Raw genomic sequence first — 16,391 nt, forward strand, 5'->3', positions numbered from 1 at the left:
GGGGTTGAGCGAATAAGACGGTAAACGATGCTTGGAATAGTGCTTGCGCAGCGCTCAGACCCTGGGGCACTCGACCGTGTTTTCACCCGGTTTGTTCCGCTACTGGTCGCCGCGCTGCTCAACGGTTGCAGCAGCGCTGGCTACTATGGCCAGCTGGCAGCCGGCCAGTGGGAGCTGCTGCAGGCGCGTCGGCCCGTGACGAAGGTGATGGCTGATCCTGCCACGTCTGTGCCATTGCGCGCTCGGCTGGAGTACGCCCAACAAGCGCGAGCGTTCGCCACCCAGCAGCTGAAATTGCCCGACAACCGAAGCTACACGATGTACGCCGACTTGGGCCGCCCCTACGTCGTGTGGAATGTTTTCGCCACCCCCGAGTTGTCGCTTCAGCCAGTCACCCACTGTTTTCCCATTGCCGGGTGCGTGGCTTACCGCGGCTATTATCGTCAGGACGCAGCACGGGGTGCAGCGGCGTTGATGCGCCAGCAGCACCTTGACGTCTATGTGGGCGGCGTTGAAACCTATTCGACCCTGGGCTGGTTCGATGACCCCATCCTGTCATCGATGATGGGCTGGGGTGAAGAGCGCCTGGCCACACTGATCTTTCACGAGCTGGCTCATCAGCGTGTCTATGTGCAAGACGATACGGCCTTCAACGAGTCATTCGCGTCGTTCGTGGAGCAGCAAGGCACGCGGCAATGGCGGCTCAGCCGTGGGCTGGCGGCCACCGGCGACGACCATGGTCCGCAGCGCGAGCAGTTCATTCGCTTGGTGCTGGCCACGCGGGCACGGCTACAGGCCCTTTATGCGGCGCCCACCGATGATCAAACCAAGCGCTTGGCCAAGCGGGCCGAGTTCGAGCGGTTGCGGCGCGATTACCATTCGCTGCGCGATGGCCCATGGGGAGGCGACAGGCGTTACGACGCTTGGGTCTATGGGCCGATGAACAATGCGAAATTGCTGCCATTCGGACTGTACGACCAGTGGGTGCCTGCTTTTTCGGTTTTGTTTCGCCAGGTCGAAGGTGACTGGGAACGCTTTTATGAGCGCGTCGGGCAACTGGCTTCATTGCCCCTCGCAGCGCGTACTGCAGCCTTGCAAGGGTTGATGCCCAAGGGCTAGGTCGCGCTAGCCGGTTGCCCAGCCCTTCAGCGAGGTTGCCTGTTGAACGCCTCGTGCATCTCGGCCAGGGAGGCGAAATGGAACGCCGGCGCTTCTGCCATCAGTTCCTCGCGGCTTCCGAACCCATACCCTACTGCCACGGCCTGCAAACCGTTGCTACGGGCTCCGATCAGGTCATGCTTGCGATCGCCGATCATGAGCGTGTGCGCCGGGTCCAGCCCTTCTTCGTCCAGCAAGTGGCGAATCAGCTCGACCTTGTTGGTTCGCGTACCGTCCAGCTCGCTGCCGTAGATCATTTTGAAATGCTGATCGAAGGCGAAGTGGCGGGCAATTTCGCGCGCGAATTCCCACGGCTTGGAAGTCGCTATGTAGAGCGTGCGGCCTTGGCCATTGAGGGTCTCGAGCAGCTGCGGCACCCCGTCGAACACGAGGTTTTCGTACAGGCCCGTGACGCGAAAGCGCTCACGGTAGAAGTTGACCGCCTCCCAGGCCTTGGCTTCGTCGAAACCGTAGAACTGCATGAACGCCTGCAACAACGGTGGGCCGATGAAGTGTTCAAGGCGTGAGAGGTCTGGCTCGTCGATACCCAGTTTCGCCAAGGCGTACTGGATGGAGCGGGTGATACCCAGGCGTGGGTCGGTCAGGGTGCCATCAAGGTCGAACAAAATGTTTTGCTGGTGCATAGGGAAGGTTTCCGCTTGAGTGCTGCGCCGCATGCTGGCGGGCAAGCCGTGCCCGCATGGCTGTGGAAAAACGATCAGTCTGGCTGATCGAAGCCCTCGGCCAGGTGCTGGTCCTTGAGCTTCACATAGTTGCCAGCGCTGTAGGCGAAGAAGGCACGTTCCTGGTCGTTCAACAACCGGACCTGCCTGACTGGGCTGCCCATGTACAGGTAGCCACTGACCAGGCGCTTGCCCGGTGGCACCAGGCTGGCGGCGCCAATGATCACCTCGTCCTCGACGATGGCGCCGTCCATGACGGTACTGCCCATGCCAACCAGGATGCGGTTGCCCAATGTGCAGCCGTGCAGCATGACCTTGTGCCCGATGGTGACTTCGTCACCGATGATCAGCGCAAAGCCATCAGGGTTGAACGGGCTGGCGTGGGTGATGTGCAGCACACTGGCGTCCTGCACACTGGTCCGCGCGCCGATACGGATGCGGTGCATGTCGCCTCGCACGACCACCAATGGCCAGACCGAACTGTCTTCGCCGATCTCCACATCGCCCAGTACCACCGCCGAGCGGTCGACGAAGGCCCGCGCTCCGAGCTTGGGATGGTGTTGCTGGAAGCTTCGAATGGCCATGATAGTGTTCCTCATGTGTGCCGATAGGCTGGCTGGCTGCTGCGGTCGGCGTCGATTGTAATTAAGATGGGGCCGTGTTTCTTCTGCCAAGGTATCCAAACCGTGACTGCGAACAACCCGCTTCTGCAATCCCACGATCTGCCGCCCTTCTCGCAAATCCGTGCAGAGCACGTGCTGCCGGCGATCGAAGCGATCCTGGCCGACAACCGTAAAGCCATTGCCAGGATTCTTGAAGAACAAGGCGCAGCGCCTACATGGGCAGGCCTGGTGCTGGCGATGGACGAACTGAACGACCGCCTCGGGGCCGCCTGGAGCCCGGTGAGCCACCTCAATGCGGTGTGCAATAGCCCAGCGTTGCGTGAAGCCTATGAGGCCTGCCTGCCAGCGCTGAGTGCCTACTCCACGGAGCTTGGGCAGAACCGCGCGCTGTTCGATGCCTACCAGGCACTGGCTGCAAGCCCTGAAGCTGCCTCGTTCGATGTGGCGCAAAAGACCATCCTTGAACATGCATTGCGCGACTTCCGCCTGTCGGGCATCGACCTGCCCGCCGCAGAACAGCAGCGCTACGCTGAGGTGCAGAGCAAACTCAGCGAGCTGGGCAGCCGTTTCTCCAACCAGCTGTTGGATGCCACCCAGGCATGGAGCAAGCACGTCACCGACGAAACCACGCTCGACGGCCTGCCCGACTCGGCCAAGGCCCAGATGGCCGCCGCTGCCGCCGCCAAGGACCTCGAGGGCTGGCTGATCACGCTAGAGTTCCCCAGCTATTACGCGGTGATGACCTACGCCAGCGACCGCGCGCTGCGCGAAGAGCTGTATGCGGCCTACTGTACCCGCGCTTCGGATCAGGGCCCGAACGCGGGGCAGTTCGATAACGGTCCGGTGATGCAGCAGATTCTCGATCTGCGCCAGGAGCTTGCCGAATTACTGGGCTACAAGAACTACGCCGAGCTCAGCCTGGCGACCAAGATGGCCGAGTCCAGCGACCAGGTGTTGAGCTTCCTGCGCGATCTGGCCAAGCGCTCCAAGCCCTTCGCCGCCCGCGACCTGGCCCAGCTCAAGGCCTATGCTGCCGAACAGGGTTGTCCTGAGCTGGCCAGCTGGGATGCCGGCTACTTTGGCGAGAAGCTGCGAGAGCAGCGCTACAGCGTGTCCCAGGAAGCACTGCGCGCCTACTTCCCCATCGACAAGGTGCTAGGCGGTCTGTTCAGCATCGTGCAGCGCCTGTACGGCATCGAGATCAACGAGCTCAAGCAGTTCGATGCCTGGCACCCGGATGTACGTCTGTTCGAGATCAAGGAGAACGGCCAGCATGTGGGGCGTTTCTTCTTCGACCTCTATGCCCGCGCCAACAAGCGTGGCGGTGCCTGGATGGACGGTGCGCGTGACCGTCGCGTAACGGCTCAGGGCAAACTGCAAAGCCCGGTGGCCAACCTGGTGTGCAACTTCACCCCTGCCGCGCCGGGCAAACCTGCCTTGCTGACCCATGACGAGGTCACGACGCTGTTCCATGAGTTCGGCCATGGCTTGCACCACCTGTTGACCCGCATCGACCACGCGGGAGTGTCCGGCATCAACGGCGTGGCATGGGATGCGGTAGAACTGCCCAGCCAGTTCATGGAGAACTGGTGCTGGGAGCCCGAAGGCCTTGCCTTGATCTCCGGCCATTACGAAACTGGCGAGGCGCTGCCGCAGGACCTGCTGGACAAGATGCTGGCTGCGAAGAACTTCCAGTCGGGCATGATGATGGTGCGCCAGCTCGAGTTCTCGCTGTTCGACTTTGAGCTTCACGCCAGCCACGGTGACGGCCGTACGGTACTGCAGGTGCTCGAAGGGGTGCGCGATGAAGTGTCGGTCATGCGCCCACCGGCCTATAACCGCTTCCCCAACAGTTTTGCGCACATCTTCGCGGGCGGTTATGCCGCAGGCTACTACAGCTATAAATGGGCTGAAGTGTTGTCGGCCGATGCCTTCTCGCGGTTCGAGGAAGAAGGCGTTTTCAATGCCGAAACAGGCCGGGCGTTCCGCGAAGCGGTGCTGGCACGCGGCGGCTCGCGTGCGCCGATGGTATTGTTCGTCGACTTCCGCGGTCGCGAGCCGTCCATTGACGCCTTGCTGCGCCACAGCGGTCTGGCCGAAGAGTCGGCAGCATGAGCGAGGATGCCGTGAACAAGACCAAGAAGCGCTTCATCGCCGGCGCGGTATGCCCGGCGTGCAGTGAAGCTGACAAGCTGACGATGTGGAACGAAGACGGTGTGCCGCACCGCGAGTGCGTGGCGTGTGGTTTTACCGATACGCTCAATGAGCAGGGCTTGTCGGTACCCAGTGAACTGGGCACGCGGGTCAACCAACAAGCGCCCAAGCCGGCAGCGGCGAAAGTGCAGACCGTGCAGTTCTTTCCCAATCCGAAGCTGAAGAAACCGGCCGATTGACCACCGCACCGCCCGGGTGCAAGGCCCGGGCGGTGGCGGCTGGTGGTAATTAAGAGCGACCTGCACGCTTGCGCAGTCGTCCACGCTTGCATGCTCCCATCATTGAGCAAGGTAACGCGTGATGAGCAACCCGCTTCTGCAAGACGGCAATGTGCCCGTCGACTACCCCTCCATTACAGTCGAAAGCATGCAGGATGCGTTCGACCAGGTCCTTGAGCAGTATGCACAGGGCATTGAGCGCGTGATCAACAGCCAGCCATCGATGCCAACATGGGATGACCTGGTGCTGGCCATGGATGATCTGGACGCCCAGGTGTACGCAGTGCTTTATGGGGTAATGCCCTTTCTGGGCAAAGGGCAGACCTGGAGTGACCCTATCCTGGCGTTTCATATCGCGGCCAGCGCTGCGTTGGACTCAAGGTTTAGCAACGAGCAGCTTCAATCGCTGTATGAACAGCTGGCGCACAGCGATATCGGCGTTAACCTCGATGATCGCCAGCGGGCAACACTGCGCTGGCACTTGGAAAGGTTTCGCGTGAGTGGCGCTTCCCTGCCCACGAGCGACAAGGCGCGGCTGCTCGACCTGCAACGTCGGATAACCGAGCTTGAAGAGCAGTATCTGATTAATCTCGACCAGCCGGACATGATCGTCGATGACGTCACTCAGCTGCGTGGTCTGTCCCAACGCAGTCTCGATGAGTTGAGCGAGCGAGCAAGGCAGCGTGGCAGTAACGGATGGTCCATACCTTGCGAAAGCTGGGCTGCCGAGCGTGTGCTGGAAGAGGCCGAGCTGGGTGCTCTCCGTGAGCAGGTGTATCAGGCTTTTCATGGACGTGGCGTCAATACCGACCTGTCGCAAGATAATGGTCAAGTGCTGCAGCAACTGGCCCTTCTGCGCCATGAACGAGCGACGCTATTGGCGTTCTCCGATCACATGACCCTGAGCTTGGCGCGTAAAAGTGCTGGTTCGCCAGACCAGGTTCGCGCCTTCCTGCAAAGCTTGGCTGCTGGCATGAAGCCCGTGATGCTGCAGTGGCGCTCAGACTTTGAGCGTGACGCTCAGGCATTGGGGCTGGAAGACATGCAGCCCTGGGACCTACGCTTTGCCCAAAAGCAACTGCGAGACGCGGCCAAGATAGTGCCAAAGGACGCGCTGCGCGAATTTTTCCCGATGGCTGCCGTCATCGACGCGTTGGTCCAGCTGGCCAAGCGGCTCTTTGACCTGGAGTTGAGGCCAACCCCTGCCCCCGTATGGGCACCCTCGGTACTGGTGTTCGAGGCATTCCAGGACGACGCACGGATTGGCTTGCTCTACCTCGATGCCGTGCAGCACGCCGGTAAGCAGGCAGAGGCGGTGTTCACAACGTATGTGCGTAACCGCCGGATCGACGCGGAAGGTATTTTCCAGCAAGCGGTGGTGATCGTCTTCAGCGATGTGCCCGAAGGTAGTGCAGGTGCGCAGCCACTGTTGGATCACCTCGCGTTGCGCAAGCTGTATCACGAGTTCGGCCATGCCTTGCACCACCTCTTGGTGCGCACGGACAATCAGATCCAGTCGGGCGTAGTCGAACTCGGTACGGACGGTACGGAGCTCTTCGGCAAGCTGTTCGAACGTTGGGTGTGGAACGCCGCCTATCTCGTCAGCATTTCCTCGCACTATTCGGATGGGCGTCAGATTGACAGGGCGCAGGTCGAGCAGTGCGTCGAGCGCTACAGACGCGAAGCCATCGGCGAAGCCGCGCTTGAGCTGAGCAAGGCCTTGTTCGATGTGGATCTGCACACGAACCCAGCTGACGGGAAAACCCTTCGCCAGCGATTTACTCGATCGCGCGAGCAATGTGGTTACTGGCCTTTGAACGCCCTAGAGCACCCAGCCCACGCCTTCGACCACCTGGTTACCGGCTATGACGCCGGTTATTACGCGTACCTCTGGGCAGATGTATGTGCTGTGGATATCTTCACCCGCTTCGAGCAAACAGGGCTACTTGATCGTGCACTTGGACAGGCGCTGTTCGAGTCATTGATTGCCCCCGGAGCATCGCGCCCATTGCGTGAAGGAGTGATGCAGTTTCTTGGCCGTGAGACAAACCTACACCCCTACCTCCAGTGGCTTCAGGCCGTCGGATGATCGGGCTGGCAATTAGTCGCCAGGCCCTTTACTGTACATGCATACAGTAAAGGGTGTAGCCATGTCATATTCACCTCCGTTGAAGGGCCGCGGCACTGCGCATAACCCGCATAACCGCTTCGGCCCTACCCACTCTTCGCATGAGGACGATGGCTGGTACCAAGATGTACCGGTCACGCAAGGGACCGAAGTGCGGATCGAGACGGCCAAGACGGTTATCAGCCGCAATACCTCACCCGATCTGCCCTTCGACCGGTCGATAAACCCTTATCGCGGTTGCGAGCACGGGTGCATCTACTGCTATGCACGCCCTTCGCACGCCTATTGGGATTTGTCGCCTGGTCTGGATTTCGAAACCAAGCTGATTGCCAAGACCAATGCAGCCGATGTGCTGGCGCAACAGCTGAGCAAACCTGGGTACGTGTGTGCGCCAATCAACCTGGGGGCGAACACCGACCCTTATCAGCCCATAGAGCGCGAATACATGCTGACCCGGCGTTTGCTGGAGGTACTGCTGAAGTTTCGCCACCCAGTGACCATCGTTACCAAGGGCGCCTTGGTTCTGCGTGACCTTGACCTGTTGACTGAAATGGCCAGCTTGCGGCTCGTGCGCGTGATGATCAGCCATACCACCCTTGATGCCGGCCTCAAGCGCATTCTGGAGCCCCGTGCCGCTTCGCCTGCTGCACGCTTGCGGGCCATACGCCTGCTGCGCGATGCCGGCGTACCCGTAGGCGTCCTGTGCTCGCCGATCATTCCCATGATCAACGACTGTGAACTGGAGCAGTTGCTGGAGTCGGCGCAAGAGGCTGGGGCGCAAAGCGCAGCCTACATGATGCTTCGCTTACCGCTTGAGGTGGCCCCTCTGTTTGAGCAGTGGTTGCACGATCACTACCCGCAGCGTGCAGCCCATGTAATCAGCCTTATTCGGCAAAGCCGGGGTGGAGCGCTTTATGACAGCCGTTTCGGTGCTCGTATGCAGGGCGAGGGTATTTTTGCGCAGTTGTTGGCGCAGCGTTTTGACAGGGCTGTACGCAAGCTGAACCTGGAGGGCCGTGAATCTCTGCAACTTGATTGCTCATTGTTCAGCCCACCCGGCAGACAACTTCAATTGCTTTGAACCAATTAACGTAGATGCTGTCTGGCTTGCTCGTTGATATCTAAGTGCCATCATCGTATGGCTGTCTTATATCAACTCACAGCCAACAGAAGCGATGTTTGCGCAGGAGGCAATTGTGAACTGGGCCACAAAAAAATGTTTTGGCTAATTGTGAATTGCCTCTCATTTTTTGTGAAAGGCGATCAGTCAGCGGTAGTGGCGTTTAGCTGCCAGCATTACTGGCGCTCATGGTAGAGACCAGCTACGGCGCGGGTTTCAGAGGCACGCGTGCGGTCAATTCGAAGAACGCTCGTACCAATTTTGTAGGAAAAGACTTACATGGCTGTAAGAGATTTACCATTTCGTTAGCAATTGTTGCTCCGGTAACCTCCGCGCCATTGTGGATCGCCTCTCGTAACTTGAAAGCATCTGGTCAGCCCAGGTGGATATTTCGAGCGAGGCGCGTTTTGCCCCTCATCAGTAGTTGAAGATCTGTAACACACGCTCGGTGGAATACCTTGCGATTGGGTCAGCGTTTAATTCATGGACGAATAGTGTGGATATTGCAGAAACTGTCAGCCTGAAAGATCGCGCCAAGAAAAAACTTGAACGCGATGCCGGCCCGCTGATTATCGACGCGCTCAACCATCCGCAGACCGTCGAGTTGATGTGTAACGGCGACGGTAAGCTGTGGCTCGAACAATTGGGCCAACCGATGAGGCACATTGGCGACCTGCGCCCGGCGCAGGCCGAGTCCATCATCAAGACCGTGGCCGGCTTCCATGGCAAGGAAGTGACCCGCAGCAAACCGCTGCTCGAAGGCGAATGGCCCCTCGATGGGTCGCGCTTCGCGGGCCAGCTTCCGCCAGTGGTGCGCGCCGCCACGTTTGCGATCCGAAAAAAAGCGGTCGCCATCTACACCCTGGACCAGTATGTGGAGTCGGCGATCATGACGCCGGCCCAGTGCGATGCCATCAAGCGGGCCATCCGCGATCACCGCAATATCCTCGTTATCGGCGGTACGGGTACCGGCAAGACCACCCTGGTCAACGCGGTCATCAACGAGATGGTCATCGAGTTTCCCAGTGAGCGGGTATTCATCATCGAGGACACCGGTGAGATTCAGTGCGCTGCCAAGAACTTCGTGCAGTACCACACCACCGTCGACGTAAGCATGACCCACCTGCTCAAGACCTCCTTGCGCATGCGGCCTGACCGCATCTTGGTCGGTGAGGTGCGTGGCGAAGAGGCACTCGACCTGATCGACGCCTGGAACACTGGTCACCCTGGCGGTGCTGCGACCTTGCATGCCAACAGCGCCAGTGAAGGGCTGACCCGTCTTAAATCCCTGGTTTCTCGCAACAAGTCGGCCCCGGCCGACATCGAGCCGCTGATTGGCGAAGCGGTTCACGTCGTCATCTCCATCGCCAGAACCCCAGAAGGCCGCCGCATCCAGGAAATCCTCGAGGTTTCCGGGTACGAAAACGGCCGTTACATCATGCGCAACCTCTAGGAAAACATCGCACATGCAAGCCAACATTTCTCTGTCCCGCATCAATGCCCAAACGTTTGGCTACCTGGCGCTCTGCCTGTTGATGCTCTACGTAATGGTCACCCCGGAAAATGCATTCGCCTCTACTGCCGGTAGCGGCAGCTTGCCCTACGAGAGCTGGTTGGAGTCTCTGCAGAAATCGGTGACTGGCCCAGTCGCCTTTGCCCTGTCGCTGATCGGCATCGTGGTCGCAGGCGGCGTGCTGATCTTCGGTGGCGACCTCAACGGCTTCTTCCGCACGCTGATCTTCCTGGTGCTGGTTATGGCACTGATCGTGGGCGCCAACAACATCATGCAGAAATTCTTCGGCACCTCGGCTGAACTGGCCCAATCGGTACCGATGATGACTGCCCACTCGGTACAAGGGCAGGTCTGAACCATGGCGCTGCGCACCATCCCTATTCGCCGTGCGGGAAACCGCGACAATCTGTTCATGGGTGGCGACCGCGAGCTGGTGATGTTCTCCGGCCTGCTGGCATTCGCCCTGATCTTCAGCGCCCAGGAATTGCGCGCCACGGTAGTCGGGCTGGTGCTGTGGTTTGCCGCACTTTTCATTCTGCGGGTCATGGCCAAGGCCGACCCGAAGATGCGCCCGGTGTACCTGCGTCATCGACGCTACAAGTCTTACTACCCGGCGCGTAGTACCCCGTACAGGGACAACCCGCCAAGTCAGGGAAATCAATACAAATGATCGAAGGTATTGCGTATGCCATCGCAGCCCTCGGTGCGTTGCTGGTCCTGCTGCTGGTCCAGCGTCTCCTGCAGGTCGATGCCGAGCTCAAGCTCAAAAAGCACCGCTCCAAAGATGCGGGCCTCTCAGATCTGCTGAACCATGCGGCGCTGGTCGACGACGGTGTGATCGTCGGCAAGAACGGCGCATTCATGGCTGCGTGGTTGTATCGAGGTGACGATAACGCCAGCAGCACCGACGCCCAGCGCGAGTTGGTATCGCTGCGTATCAACCAGGCCTTGGTTGGGTTGGGCAGTGGGTGGATGATCCACGTCGATGCCGTGCGGCGTCCTGCGGTCAATTATTCCAGCAAGGGTTTCTCGCATTTCCCGGATCGGCTCACCGAAGCGATGGACGAAGAGCGACGCAGCTTCTTCGAGTCATTGGGATCGTTGTATGAAGGTTATTTCGTCCTGACGCTGACTTACTTCCCACCCATGCTGGCGCAGCAGAAGTTCGTCGAGCTGATGTTCGACGATGACACACCGCCGCCAGACCACAAGGCGCGCACGCGTAACCTTATCGAGCAATTCAAGCGCGATTGCACCAGTGTCGAGGGCAGCCTGTCGTCGGTGCTCAAGATGACACGTTTGAAGGCCAATACGCTGGTGACAGAGGAAGGCGCACAGATCACCCATGAGGATCTGCTCAGCTGGGTCCAGTTCTGCGTGACCGGTATAAGCCAACCCGTACAGTTACCAAGCAACCCCATGTACCTGGATGCCATTCTTGGCGGCAAGGAACTGTGGGGGGGCGTGGTACCGAAGATCGGCCGCAACTTCATTCAGGTGGTGGCGATAGAAGGTTTTCCGCTGGAGTCTGCGCCCGGCATCCTGGCCGCGCTTGCCGAGCTGCCCTGCGAATACCGGTGGTCCAGTCGCTTCATATTCATGGATACCCATGAGGCCGTGCGACACCTGGATAAATACCGCAAGAAATGGAAGCAGAAGGTTCGTGGCTTTTTCGATCAAGTCTTCAACACAAACAGCGGCAATATCGACCAGGACGCGCTCTCGATGGTGCAGGATGCGGCTGACGCGATCGCCGAGGTCAACAGTGGCTTGATCGCTCAGGGCTATTACACCAGCGTCGTCGTCTTGATGGATGAGGACCGCCAGCAACTTGAAGAAGCCGCCCGTGGTGTGGAGAAGGCCATCGAGCGGCTTGGCTTTGCCGCTCGTATCGAGACCATCAATACGCTGGACGCGTATCTGGGAAGCCTGCCGGGCCATGGCGTTGAAAACGTCCGTCGCCCGTTGATGAATACGCTGAACCTGGCTGACATGCTGCCCACCAGCAGCATCTGGACAGGCAGCGCCGAAGCCCCCTGCCCACTCTACCCGCCGCTTTCGCCGGCGCTGATGCACTGTGTAACCAGCGGTGCCACGCCGTTCCGTCTGAATCTGCACGTGCGCGATCTGGGTCACACATTCATGTTCGGCCCCACGGGTGCGGGTAAGTCCACGCACCTGGCGCTGATCGCTGCACAACTGCGCCGCTACCAGGGCATGTCGATTTTCGCCTTCGACAAAGGCATGTCCATGTACCCCCTCGCAGCAGGTATCCGGGCAGAAAGTGCCGGGAGCTCCGGGCTTCACTTCACCGTAGCGGCCGACGACGAGCGTCTTGCCTTCTGCCCGCTGCAGTTCCTGGAAACCAAGGGTGACCGCGCGTGGGCGATGGAATGGCTCGATACCATACTGGCGCTGAACGGCCTTGAGACCACCGCTGCACAGCGTAACGAAATTGGCCATGCGGTGATGAGCATGTACCGCGACGGTTCGCGCACCCTCTCCGAGTTCTGCCTGGTGGTGCAGGACGAGAACGTGCGTGAAACCCTGCGCCAGTACACCGTCGACGGAACCATGGGGCACCTGCTCGATGCCGATGAGGATGGTTTGACACTGTCCGACTTCACCGTCTTCGAGATCGAAGAACTGATGAACCTGGGCGACAAGTACGCCTTGCCAGTGCTGCTTTATCTGTTCCGCCGTATCGAACGCGCGCTCAAGGGGCAGCCGGCGGTGATCATTCTCGACGAAGCCTGGCTGATGCTTGGCCACCCCGCTTTCCGCGAGAAAATCCGTGAGTGGCTCAAAGTGTTGCGTAAGGCCAACTGCCTGGTACTGATGGCTACCCAGAGCCTGTCGGATGCCGCCAACTCCGGCATTCTCGATGTCATCGTCGAGTCGACGGCCACCAAGATCTTCCTGCCTAACGTCTATGCACGTGATGAAGACACTTCGTTGCTGTACCGGCGCATGGGCTTGAACGCCCGGCAGATCGAAATCCTCGCCACCGCCGTACCCAAGCGTCAGTACTACTACGTCTCGGAAAACGGCCGCCGGTTATATGACCTTGCCCTGGGTCCGCTCGCCCTGGCGTTCGTCGGCGCCTCCGACAAAGAGTCGGTGGCCGCCATCAAGCGACTGGAAGCCAAGTATGGCAACGGTTGGGTGGACGAATGGCTGGCCGCCCGTGGCCTCAGACTGAATGATTATGGAGTGGCCGCATGAGCTTCGCTGAACGCATGAAAGCGATGGTGCGCAAACGCCCCGCTGAATCTGTCGATACCGTTACCGGCGCCCCGTCGCCGCAAGGCGCAGTACTCGACAACCCCTACCTGACGGCCCGCCGTACCTGGAATGACCATGTCGGCAGCGTCGTGACCTCGCGCCTGATGTGGCAGGTGGTTGCGATCCTGTCGATGATGATCGCCCTGGCCTGTGTGGGCGGGCTGATTCATATCGGCAGCCAGTCCAAGTTCGTGCCCTACGTGGTTGAAGTGGACAAGCTTGGGCAGCCATTGGCGGTAGCGCCGGCGCAGGTGGCGCAGCCAGTCGATCAACGCGTTGTGAAATCGCAAATCGCCAGCTTCATTGCCGATGCCCGCACCGTCACGCCGGACGTGGCGCTGTTGCGCAAATCGATCTTCCGCATTTATGCGCTGCTCAGCCAGAACGATCCGGCTACGCAGAAAATGAACGAATGGCTCAACGGCACCAAGGACTCGAGCCCGTTCGTGCGCGCTGCAGAGGAAACCGTCAGCGTCGACATCCGTTCGGTCATGCAGCAGACCCCGGAGACATGGCAGGTGGACTGGGAAGAAGTCACTCGTGATCGGCAAGGCCTGGTCAAGAGCAAAGTCAACTGGCGTGCCCTGGTAACCACCTATACCGCCGAACCCACTACTCAAACCAGCGAAGAGCAACTGCGGATGAACCCGATCGGGACCTATGTGCGCGACTTCTCCTGGTCTAAGCAACTCTGAAGGACCGACCATGAACCGTTATCTTTGCGCTTTGCTCGCCGCCGCACTGCCTGCGTTCGTTCAGGCCGCGCCCGGCACCAGTCAGGCCGACCTGTACTTCTCGGACGCCAACCCCACCTTGACCCCGCAGGAAAAGGCCGCCCTGGCCATTTCCCAGCGTTGGCAGCAGGCCAGTGCCACTGGCATCAAGCCGGTCGATGGCGGCGATGGTACTGCCCGCTTCATCTTCGGTGCCCAGCAGCCGAGCATCGTCTGCGCCGTGTTGCAGGTGTGCGACATCGCCCTGCAAGCCGGTGAGCAGGTCAACTCGATCAACCTGGGTGACACTGCACGCTGGACCGTCGAGCCGGCCATCACCGGTGTGGGCCCGAGCGAAGTACAACACCTGATCATCAAGCCCATGGACGTGGGGCTGGAGACGTCGCTGGTGGTCACCACCAACCGCCGCACCTACCACTTCAAGCTCCGCTCGCACCGCACCCAGTACATGCCGCAGGTGGCCTTCACCTATCCGGAAGAAGCGCTGGCGAAGTGGAACATGATCAAGCAGCGCGAAACCACCGAGCGCAAGCGCGCGACCATCCCCGAAACCGGCGAATACCTGGGTAACCTGAGCTTCGACTACACCGTCGAAGGCGACACTGCCTGGAAACCCGTGCGGGTTTATAACGATGGCAGCAAGACCATCATCCAGATGCCGCAAACCGTAGCCCAAACCGAGGCCCCGTCGCTGATGGTGGTGCGCAAGGACGGCGGCTGGTTCCGGGATGATGAGACCGTGATGGTCAACTACCGCATCCAGGGCGACCGTTACATTGTTGACACCGTGTTCGACAAAGCCATCCTGATTGCCGGCGTGGGCAAGTCCCAGGACCGTGTCACCATCCAGCGGGGTAAATGAGCATGCGCGCTTGTCTAGCACTGTTCGCCACCCTGTGGCTGGCCGCCTGTGCCAACGGGCCTTATGGCAACTTCGCCGAGCGCACATCGCCTGCGGTCAACCAGCAGCTGGCGCAGGCCACCGTTCGCCAGTTGGCGGTGGTGCACCCGCCTGCCAGCACCCGCTTGCGGTTTGCTCAGGAAACCCGTGATGGCTTCGGTACTGCCCTGTTGAGCACTCTGCGCGCCTCGGGCTATTCCGTGCAGGAGTTCGACCCCAAGGCGCAGCCAGCGCCTGCTGCGCGCGGCGTGGTACCTGCGCTGCCGCTGAACTACGTGGTCGACACCCCCAAAGACACCCAGCTACTGCGGGTGATCCTGCGGGTCGGCCCTGAAACCCTGAGCCGTGCCTATGGCGTACAGAACGATCGCCTGCTGGCTGCTGGCGTCTGGGTTCGCAAGGAGTGACATGGGATGAGTAAAGCTAACGATGCCATGTCCCCGGATGCCTCCCCTGGCAAGCTGAACCGCAGCAGCGGTGTGCGCCGCGTGAACAACTGGCCGATGTACATCATCGGTGCTGCGACCGCTATCTTCCTGCTGATCATGATGCTGGTGGCAGCGGATCGGTCGGGTGAGCAGAGCGAGCCGAAGGACAAGAAGAGTGAAAAAACGGGCAACAGTAGCCTGTTTGCCAGTCAGATCAGCGGTATGGACTCGGACGGGATCATCCCAAGCAAGGCAGAACCGCCAAAAGTGCCAGTGCTCGACAACGCGCCCGCGCGCGAACCTGAGCGGCTTCAGGTGGTGCGCCCGGACAACCTTGATGCGCCGCCATTGCCTCCGCGTGCGTCGCAGCCAGATGTGAATGCGGACGAGTTGCAACGCATTCGCGTAATGAAGGCGCAGCAGTTCCAGGAGGCAGTGCGGGCCAGGAGCACCGTTCAGGTGCAAGCACCGCGTAGCGCAGCATCCTCTCAACCGACTCATGGTCCGCTGGGCCCTCAGGACGCGCTCGCAAACATTGCGGCTGCACGCCAACGGTTGGATGAACAGGCGCGAAGTGATCCAAACAGCGCCTTCAAGGCCCGCATGGCCGAACTGCGTCGTGCAGGCATGGGCGGCGTCGGTGGTGGCGCTGACGGCGACGATGACTCGCCGTTTAGAGTAACGCCTTCATCCGCTCGCAATGCGGGCTACGACCAGTTCGCCGCAGGTGGGAGCGAAGACCGTTGGGCACTGAATTCGAAAGTGGAGGCACCGAGAAGCCCTTACGAGTTGCGCGCCGGCTTCATTATTCCCGCGATGCTGGTGTCTGGGATCAACTCCGACTTGCCAGGGCAGATCATTGGGCAGGTCACTCAGGGCGTCTATGACACTGCGACCGGCAAGCACTTGTTGGTGCCTCAGGGCGCGCGGCTGGTGGGGTCGTACTCCAGCGAGGTGGCCTATGGTCAGGCGCGAGTACTGGTTGCCTGGCAGCGCATCATTTTTCCAGATGGCAAGGCGATGGATATCGGCGCGATGCCTGGAGCGGACGGCCTGGGCTATTCCGGTCTGAGCGATCAAGTCAATAACCACTATGTGCGACTCTTCGGGTCTGCCTTCCTGATGTCCGGCGTAGTGGCCGGGATCAGCTTGAGCCAAGACCAGAACAACAGCAGCAGTTTTGGTGGCGGCAATCAGCGCGAGAGTGCCAGCAGCGCCATGAGCGAAGCACTGGGTCAGCAGTTGGGTCAGGTGACGGCCCAGATGATCGCCAAGAACCTGAATATCGCCCCCACCCTCGAGATTCGCCCTGGATTCCGTTTCAACGTGATGGTCACCAAAGACCTTACGTTTTCCAAGCCTTATCAATCGTTTGACTACTGATGG

At 60.1% G+C, this 16,391-nt stretch carries 15 protein-coding genes; 13 read left to right on the forward strand and 2 right to left on the reverse strand.

The window, feature by feature from the left end; all coding sequences use genetic code 11:
- Positions 1-27: 27 nt before the first annotated feature.
- Entirely contained in the window at positions 28-1,119 is a 1,092-nt protein-coding gene (locus CRP40_RS07205) for an aminopeptidase (protein ID WP_027913269.1), read from the forward strand.
- A gap of 26 nt (positions 1,120-1,145) precedes the next feature.
- Here the strand turns inward: CRP40_RS07205 and CRP40_RS07210 are convergent, their stop codons facing one another.
- Together CRP40_RS07210 and CRP40_RS07215 are read right to left on the reverse strand one after the other, a co-directional pair.
- Positions 1,146-1,802, reverse strand: a complete 657-nt coding sequence (locus CRP40_RS07210; RefSeq protein WP_027913268.1) for an HAD family hydrolase — start codon at positions 1,800-1,802, stop codon at positions 1,146-1,148.
- Between the two features lie 74 nt (positions 1,803-1,876).
- The gene (locus CRP40_RS07215) at positions 1,877-2,425 is read right to left on the reverse strand and encodes a gamma carbonic anhydrase family protein (RefSeq protein ID WP_023532446.1); all 549 of its coding nucleotides are present in this window, start codon (positions 2,423-2,425) and stop codon (positions 1,877-1,879) included.
- Between the two features lie 66 nt (positions 2,426-2,491).
- Between CRP40_RS07215 and prlC the strand changes: the two genes are divergently transcribed.
- The 12 genes from prlC to CRP40_RS07275 all read left to right on the forward strand — a co-directional run bounded on the left by prlC (position 2,492) and on the right by CRP40_RS07275 (position 16,388).
- Positions 2,492-4,579: an oligopeptidase A gene (gene prlC / locus CRP40_RS07220; protein WP_027913267.1), complete on the forward strand. Its 2,088-nt coding sequence runs from the start codon at positions 2,492-2,494 to the stop codon at positions 4,577-4,579.
- Entirely contained in the window at positions 4,576-4,857 is a 282-nt protein-coding gene (locus tag CRP40_RS07225) for a YheV family putative zinc ribbon protein (RefSeq protein WP_027913266.1), read from the forward strand. Before prlC ends, CRP40_RS07225 begins: the two co-directional genes overlap by 4 nt.
- A 121-nt stretch (positions 4,858-4,978) precedes the next feature.
- The gene (locus CRP40_RS07230; protein ID WP_027913265.1) at positions 4,979-6,985 is read left to right on the forward strand and encodes a M3 family metallopeptidase; all 2,007 of its coding nucleotides are present in this window, start codon (positions 4,979-4,981) and stop codon (positions 6,983-6,985) included.
- A 61-nt stretch (positions 6,986-7,046) separates the two neighbouring features.
- On the forward strand, positions 7,047-8,105 hold the full coding sequence (locus CRP40_RS07235) for a PA0069 family radical SAM protein (protein WP_027913264.1): 1,059 nt from the start codon (positions 7,047-7,049) through the stop codon (positions 8,103-8,105).
- Between the two features lie 541 nt (positions 8,106-8,646).
- Complete coding sequence (gene trbB, locus CRP40_RS07240; RefSeq protein WP_305955236.1) at positions 8,647-9,597, forward strand: P-type conjugative transfer ATPase TrbB; 951 nt, start codon at positions 8,647-8,649, stop codon at positions 9,595-9,597.
- Between the two features lie 13 nt (positions 9,598-9,610).
- Positions 9,611-10,012, forward strand: a complete 402-nt coding sequence (locus CRP40_RS07245) for a TrbC/VirB2 family protein (RefSeq protein WP_050587287.1) — start codon at positions 9,611-9,613, stop codon at positions 10,010-10,012.
- 3 nt (positions 10,013-10,015) lie between these two features.
- Positions 10,016-10,327: a conjugal transfer protein TrbD gene (locus CRP40_RS07250; RefSeq protein WP_023532470.1), complete on the forward strand. Its 312-nt coding sequence runs from the start codon at positions 10,016-10,018 to the stop codon at positions 10,325-10,327.
- Entirely contained in the window at positions 10,324-12,882 is a 2,559-nt protein-coding gene (locus CRP40_RS07255; RefSeq protein ID WP_027913263.1) for a VirB4 family type IV secretion/conjugal transfer ATPase, read from the forward strand. The genes CRP40_RS07250 and CRP40_RS07255 overlap by 4 nt, the downstream gene beginning before the upstream one ends.
- Complete coding sequence (locus CRP40_RS07260) at positions 12,879-13,637, forward strand: VirB8/TrbF family protein (protein ID WP_027913262.1); 759 nt, start codon at positions 12,879-12,881, stop codon at positions 13,635-13,637. Before CRP40_RS07255 ends, CRP40_RS07260 begins: the two co-directional genes overlap by 4 nt.
- 10 nt (positions 13,638-13,647) lie before the next feature.
- Positions 13,648-14,538, forward strand: coding sequence for a P-type conjugative transfer protein TrbG (gene trbG, locus CRP40_RS07265; protein WP_023532808.1), 891 nt, complete (start codon positions 13,648-13,650; stop codon positions 14,536-14,538).
- Between the two features lie 2 nt (positions 14,539-14,540).
- Entirely contained in the window at positions 14,541-14,984 is a 444-nt protein-coding gene (locus CRP40_RS07270) for a hypothetical protein (RefSeq protein ID WP_081728179.1), read from the forward strand.
- A 6-nt stretch (positions 14,985-14,990) separates the two neighbouring features.
- The gene (locus tag CRP40_RS07275) at positions 14,991-16,388 is read left to right on the forward strand and encodes a TrbI/VirB10 family protein (RefSeq protein WP_027913260.1); all 1,398 of its coding nucleotides are present in this window, start codon (positions 14,991-14,993) and stop codon (positions 16,386-16,388) included.
- Positions 16,389-16,391: the final 3 nt, after the last annotated feature.

Origin of the sequence: Pseudomonas sp. URMO17WK12:I9, assembly GCF_900230165.1 — a bacterium.
In the GTDB taxonomy this organism is placed as follows: domain Bacteria; phylum Pseudomonadota; class Gammaproteobacteria; order Pseudomonadales; family Pseudomonadaceae; genus Aquipseudomonas; species Aquipseudomonas fulva.

Bases quoted from the DNA above. Each gene is read 5' to 3' on its own strand.
- CRP40_RS07205 (WP_027913269.1), top strand. From the start codon at position 28: ATGCTTGGAATAGTGCTTGCGCAGCGCTCAGACCCTGGGGCACTCGAC.
- CRP40_RS07210 (WP_027913268.1), bottom strand. From the start codon at position 1,802: ATGCACCAGCAAAACATTTTGTTCGACCTTGATGGCACCCTGACCGAC.
- CRP40_RS07215 (WP_023532446.1), bottom strand. From the start codon at position 2,425: ATGGCCATTCGAAGCTTCCAGCAACACCATCCCAAGCTCGGAGCGCGG.
- prlC (WP_027913267.1), top strand. From the start codon at position 2,492: ATGGGGCCGTGTTTCTTCTGCCAAGGTATCCAAACCGTGACTGCGAAC.
- CRP40_RS07225 (WP_027913266.1), top strand. From the start codon at position 4,576: ATGAGCGAGGATGCCGTGAACAAGACCAAGAAGCGCTTCATCGCCGGC.
- CRP40_RS07230 (WP_027913265.1), top strand. From the start codon at position 4,979: ATGAGCAACCCGCTTCTGCAAGACGGCAATGTGCCCGTCGACTACCCC.
- CRP40_RS07235 (WP_027913264.1), top strand. From the start codon at position 7,047: ATGTCATATTCACCTCCGTTGAAGGGCCGCGGCACTGCGCATAACCCG.
- CRP40_RS07245 (WP_050587287.1), top strand. From the start codon at position 9,611: ATGCAAGCCAACATTTCTCTGTCCCGCATCAATGCCCAAACGTTTGGC.
- CRP40_RS07250 (WP_023532470.1), top strand. From the start codon at position 10,016: ATGGCGCTGCGCACCATCCCTATTCGCCGTGCGGGAAACCGCGACAAT.
- CRP40_RS07255 (WP_027913263.1), top strand. From the start codon at position 10,324: ATGATCGAAGGTATTGCGTATGCCATCGCAGCCCTCGGTGCGTTGCTG.
- CRP40_RS07260 (WP_027913262.1), top strand. From the start codon at position 12,879: ATGAGCTTCGCTGAACGCATGAAAGCGATGGTGCGCAAACGCCCCGCT.
- trbG (WP_023532808.1), top strand. From the start codon at position 13,648: ATGAACCGTTATCTTTGCGCTTTGCTCGCCGCCGCACTGCCTGCGTTC.
- CRP40_RS07270 (WP_081728179.1), top strand. From the start codon at position 14,541: ATGCGCGCTTGTCTAGCACTGTTCGCCACCCTGTGGCTGGCCGCCTGT.
- CRP40_RS07275 (WP_027913260.1), top strand. From the start codon at position 14,991: ATGAGTAAAGCTAACGATGCCATGTCCCCGGATGCCTCCCCTGGCAAG.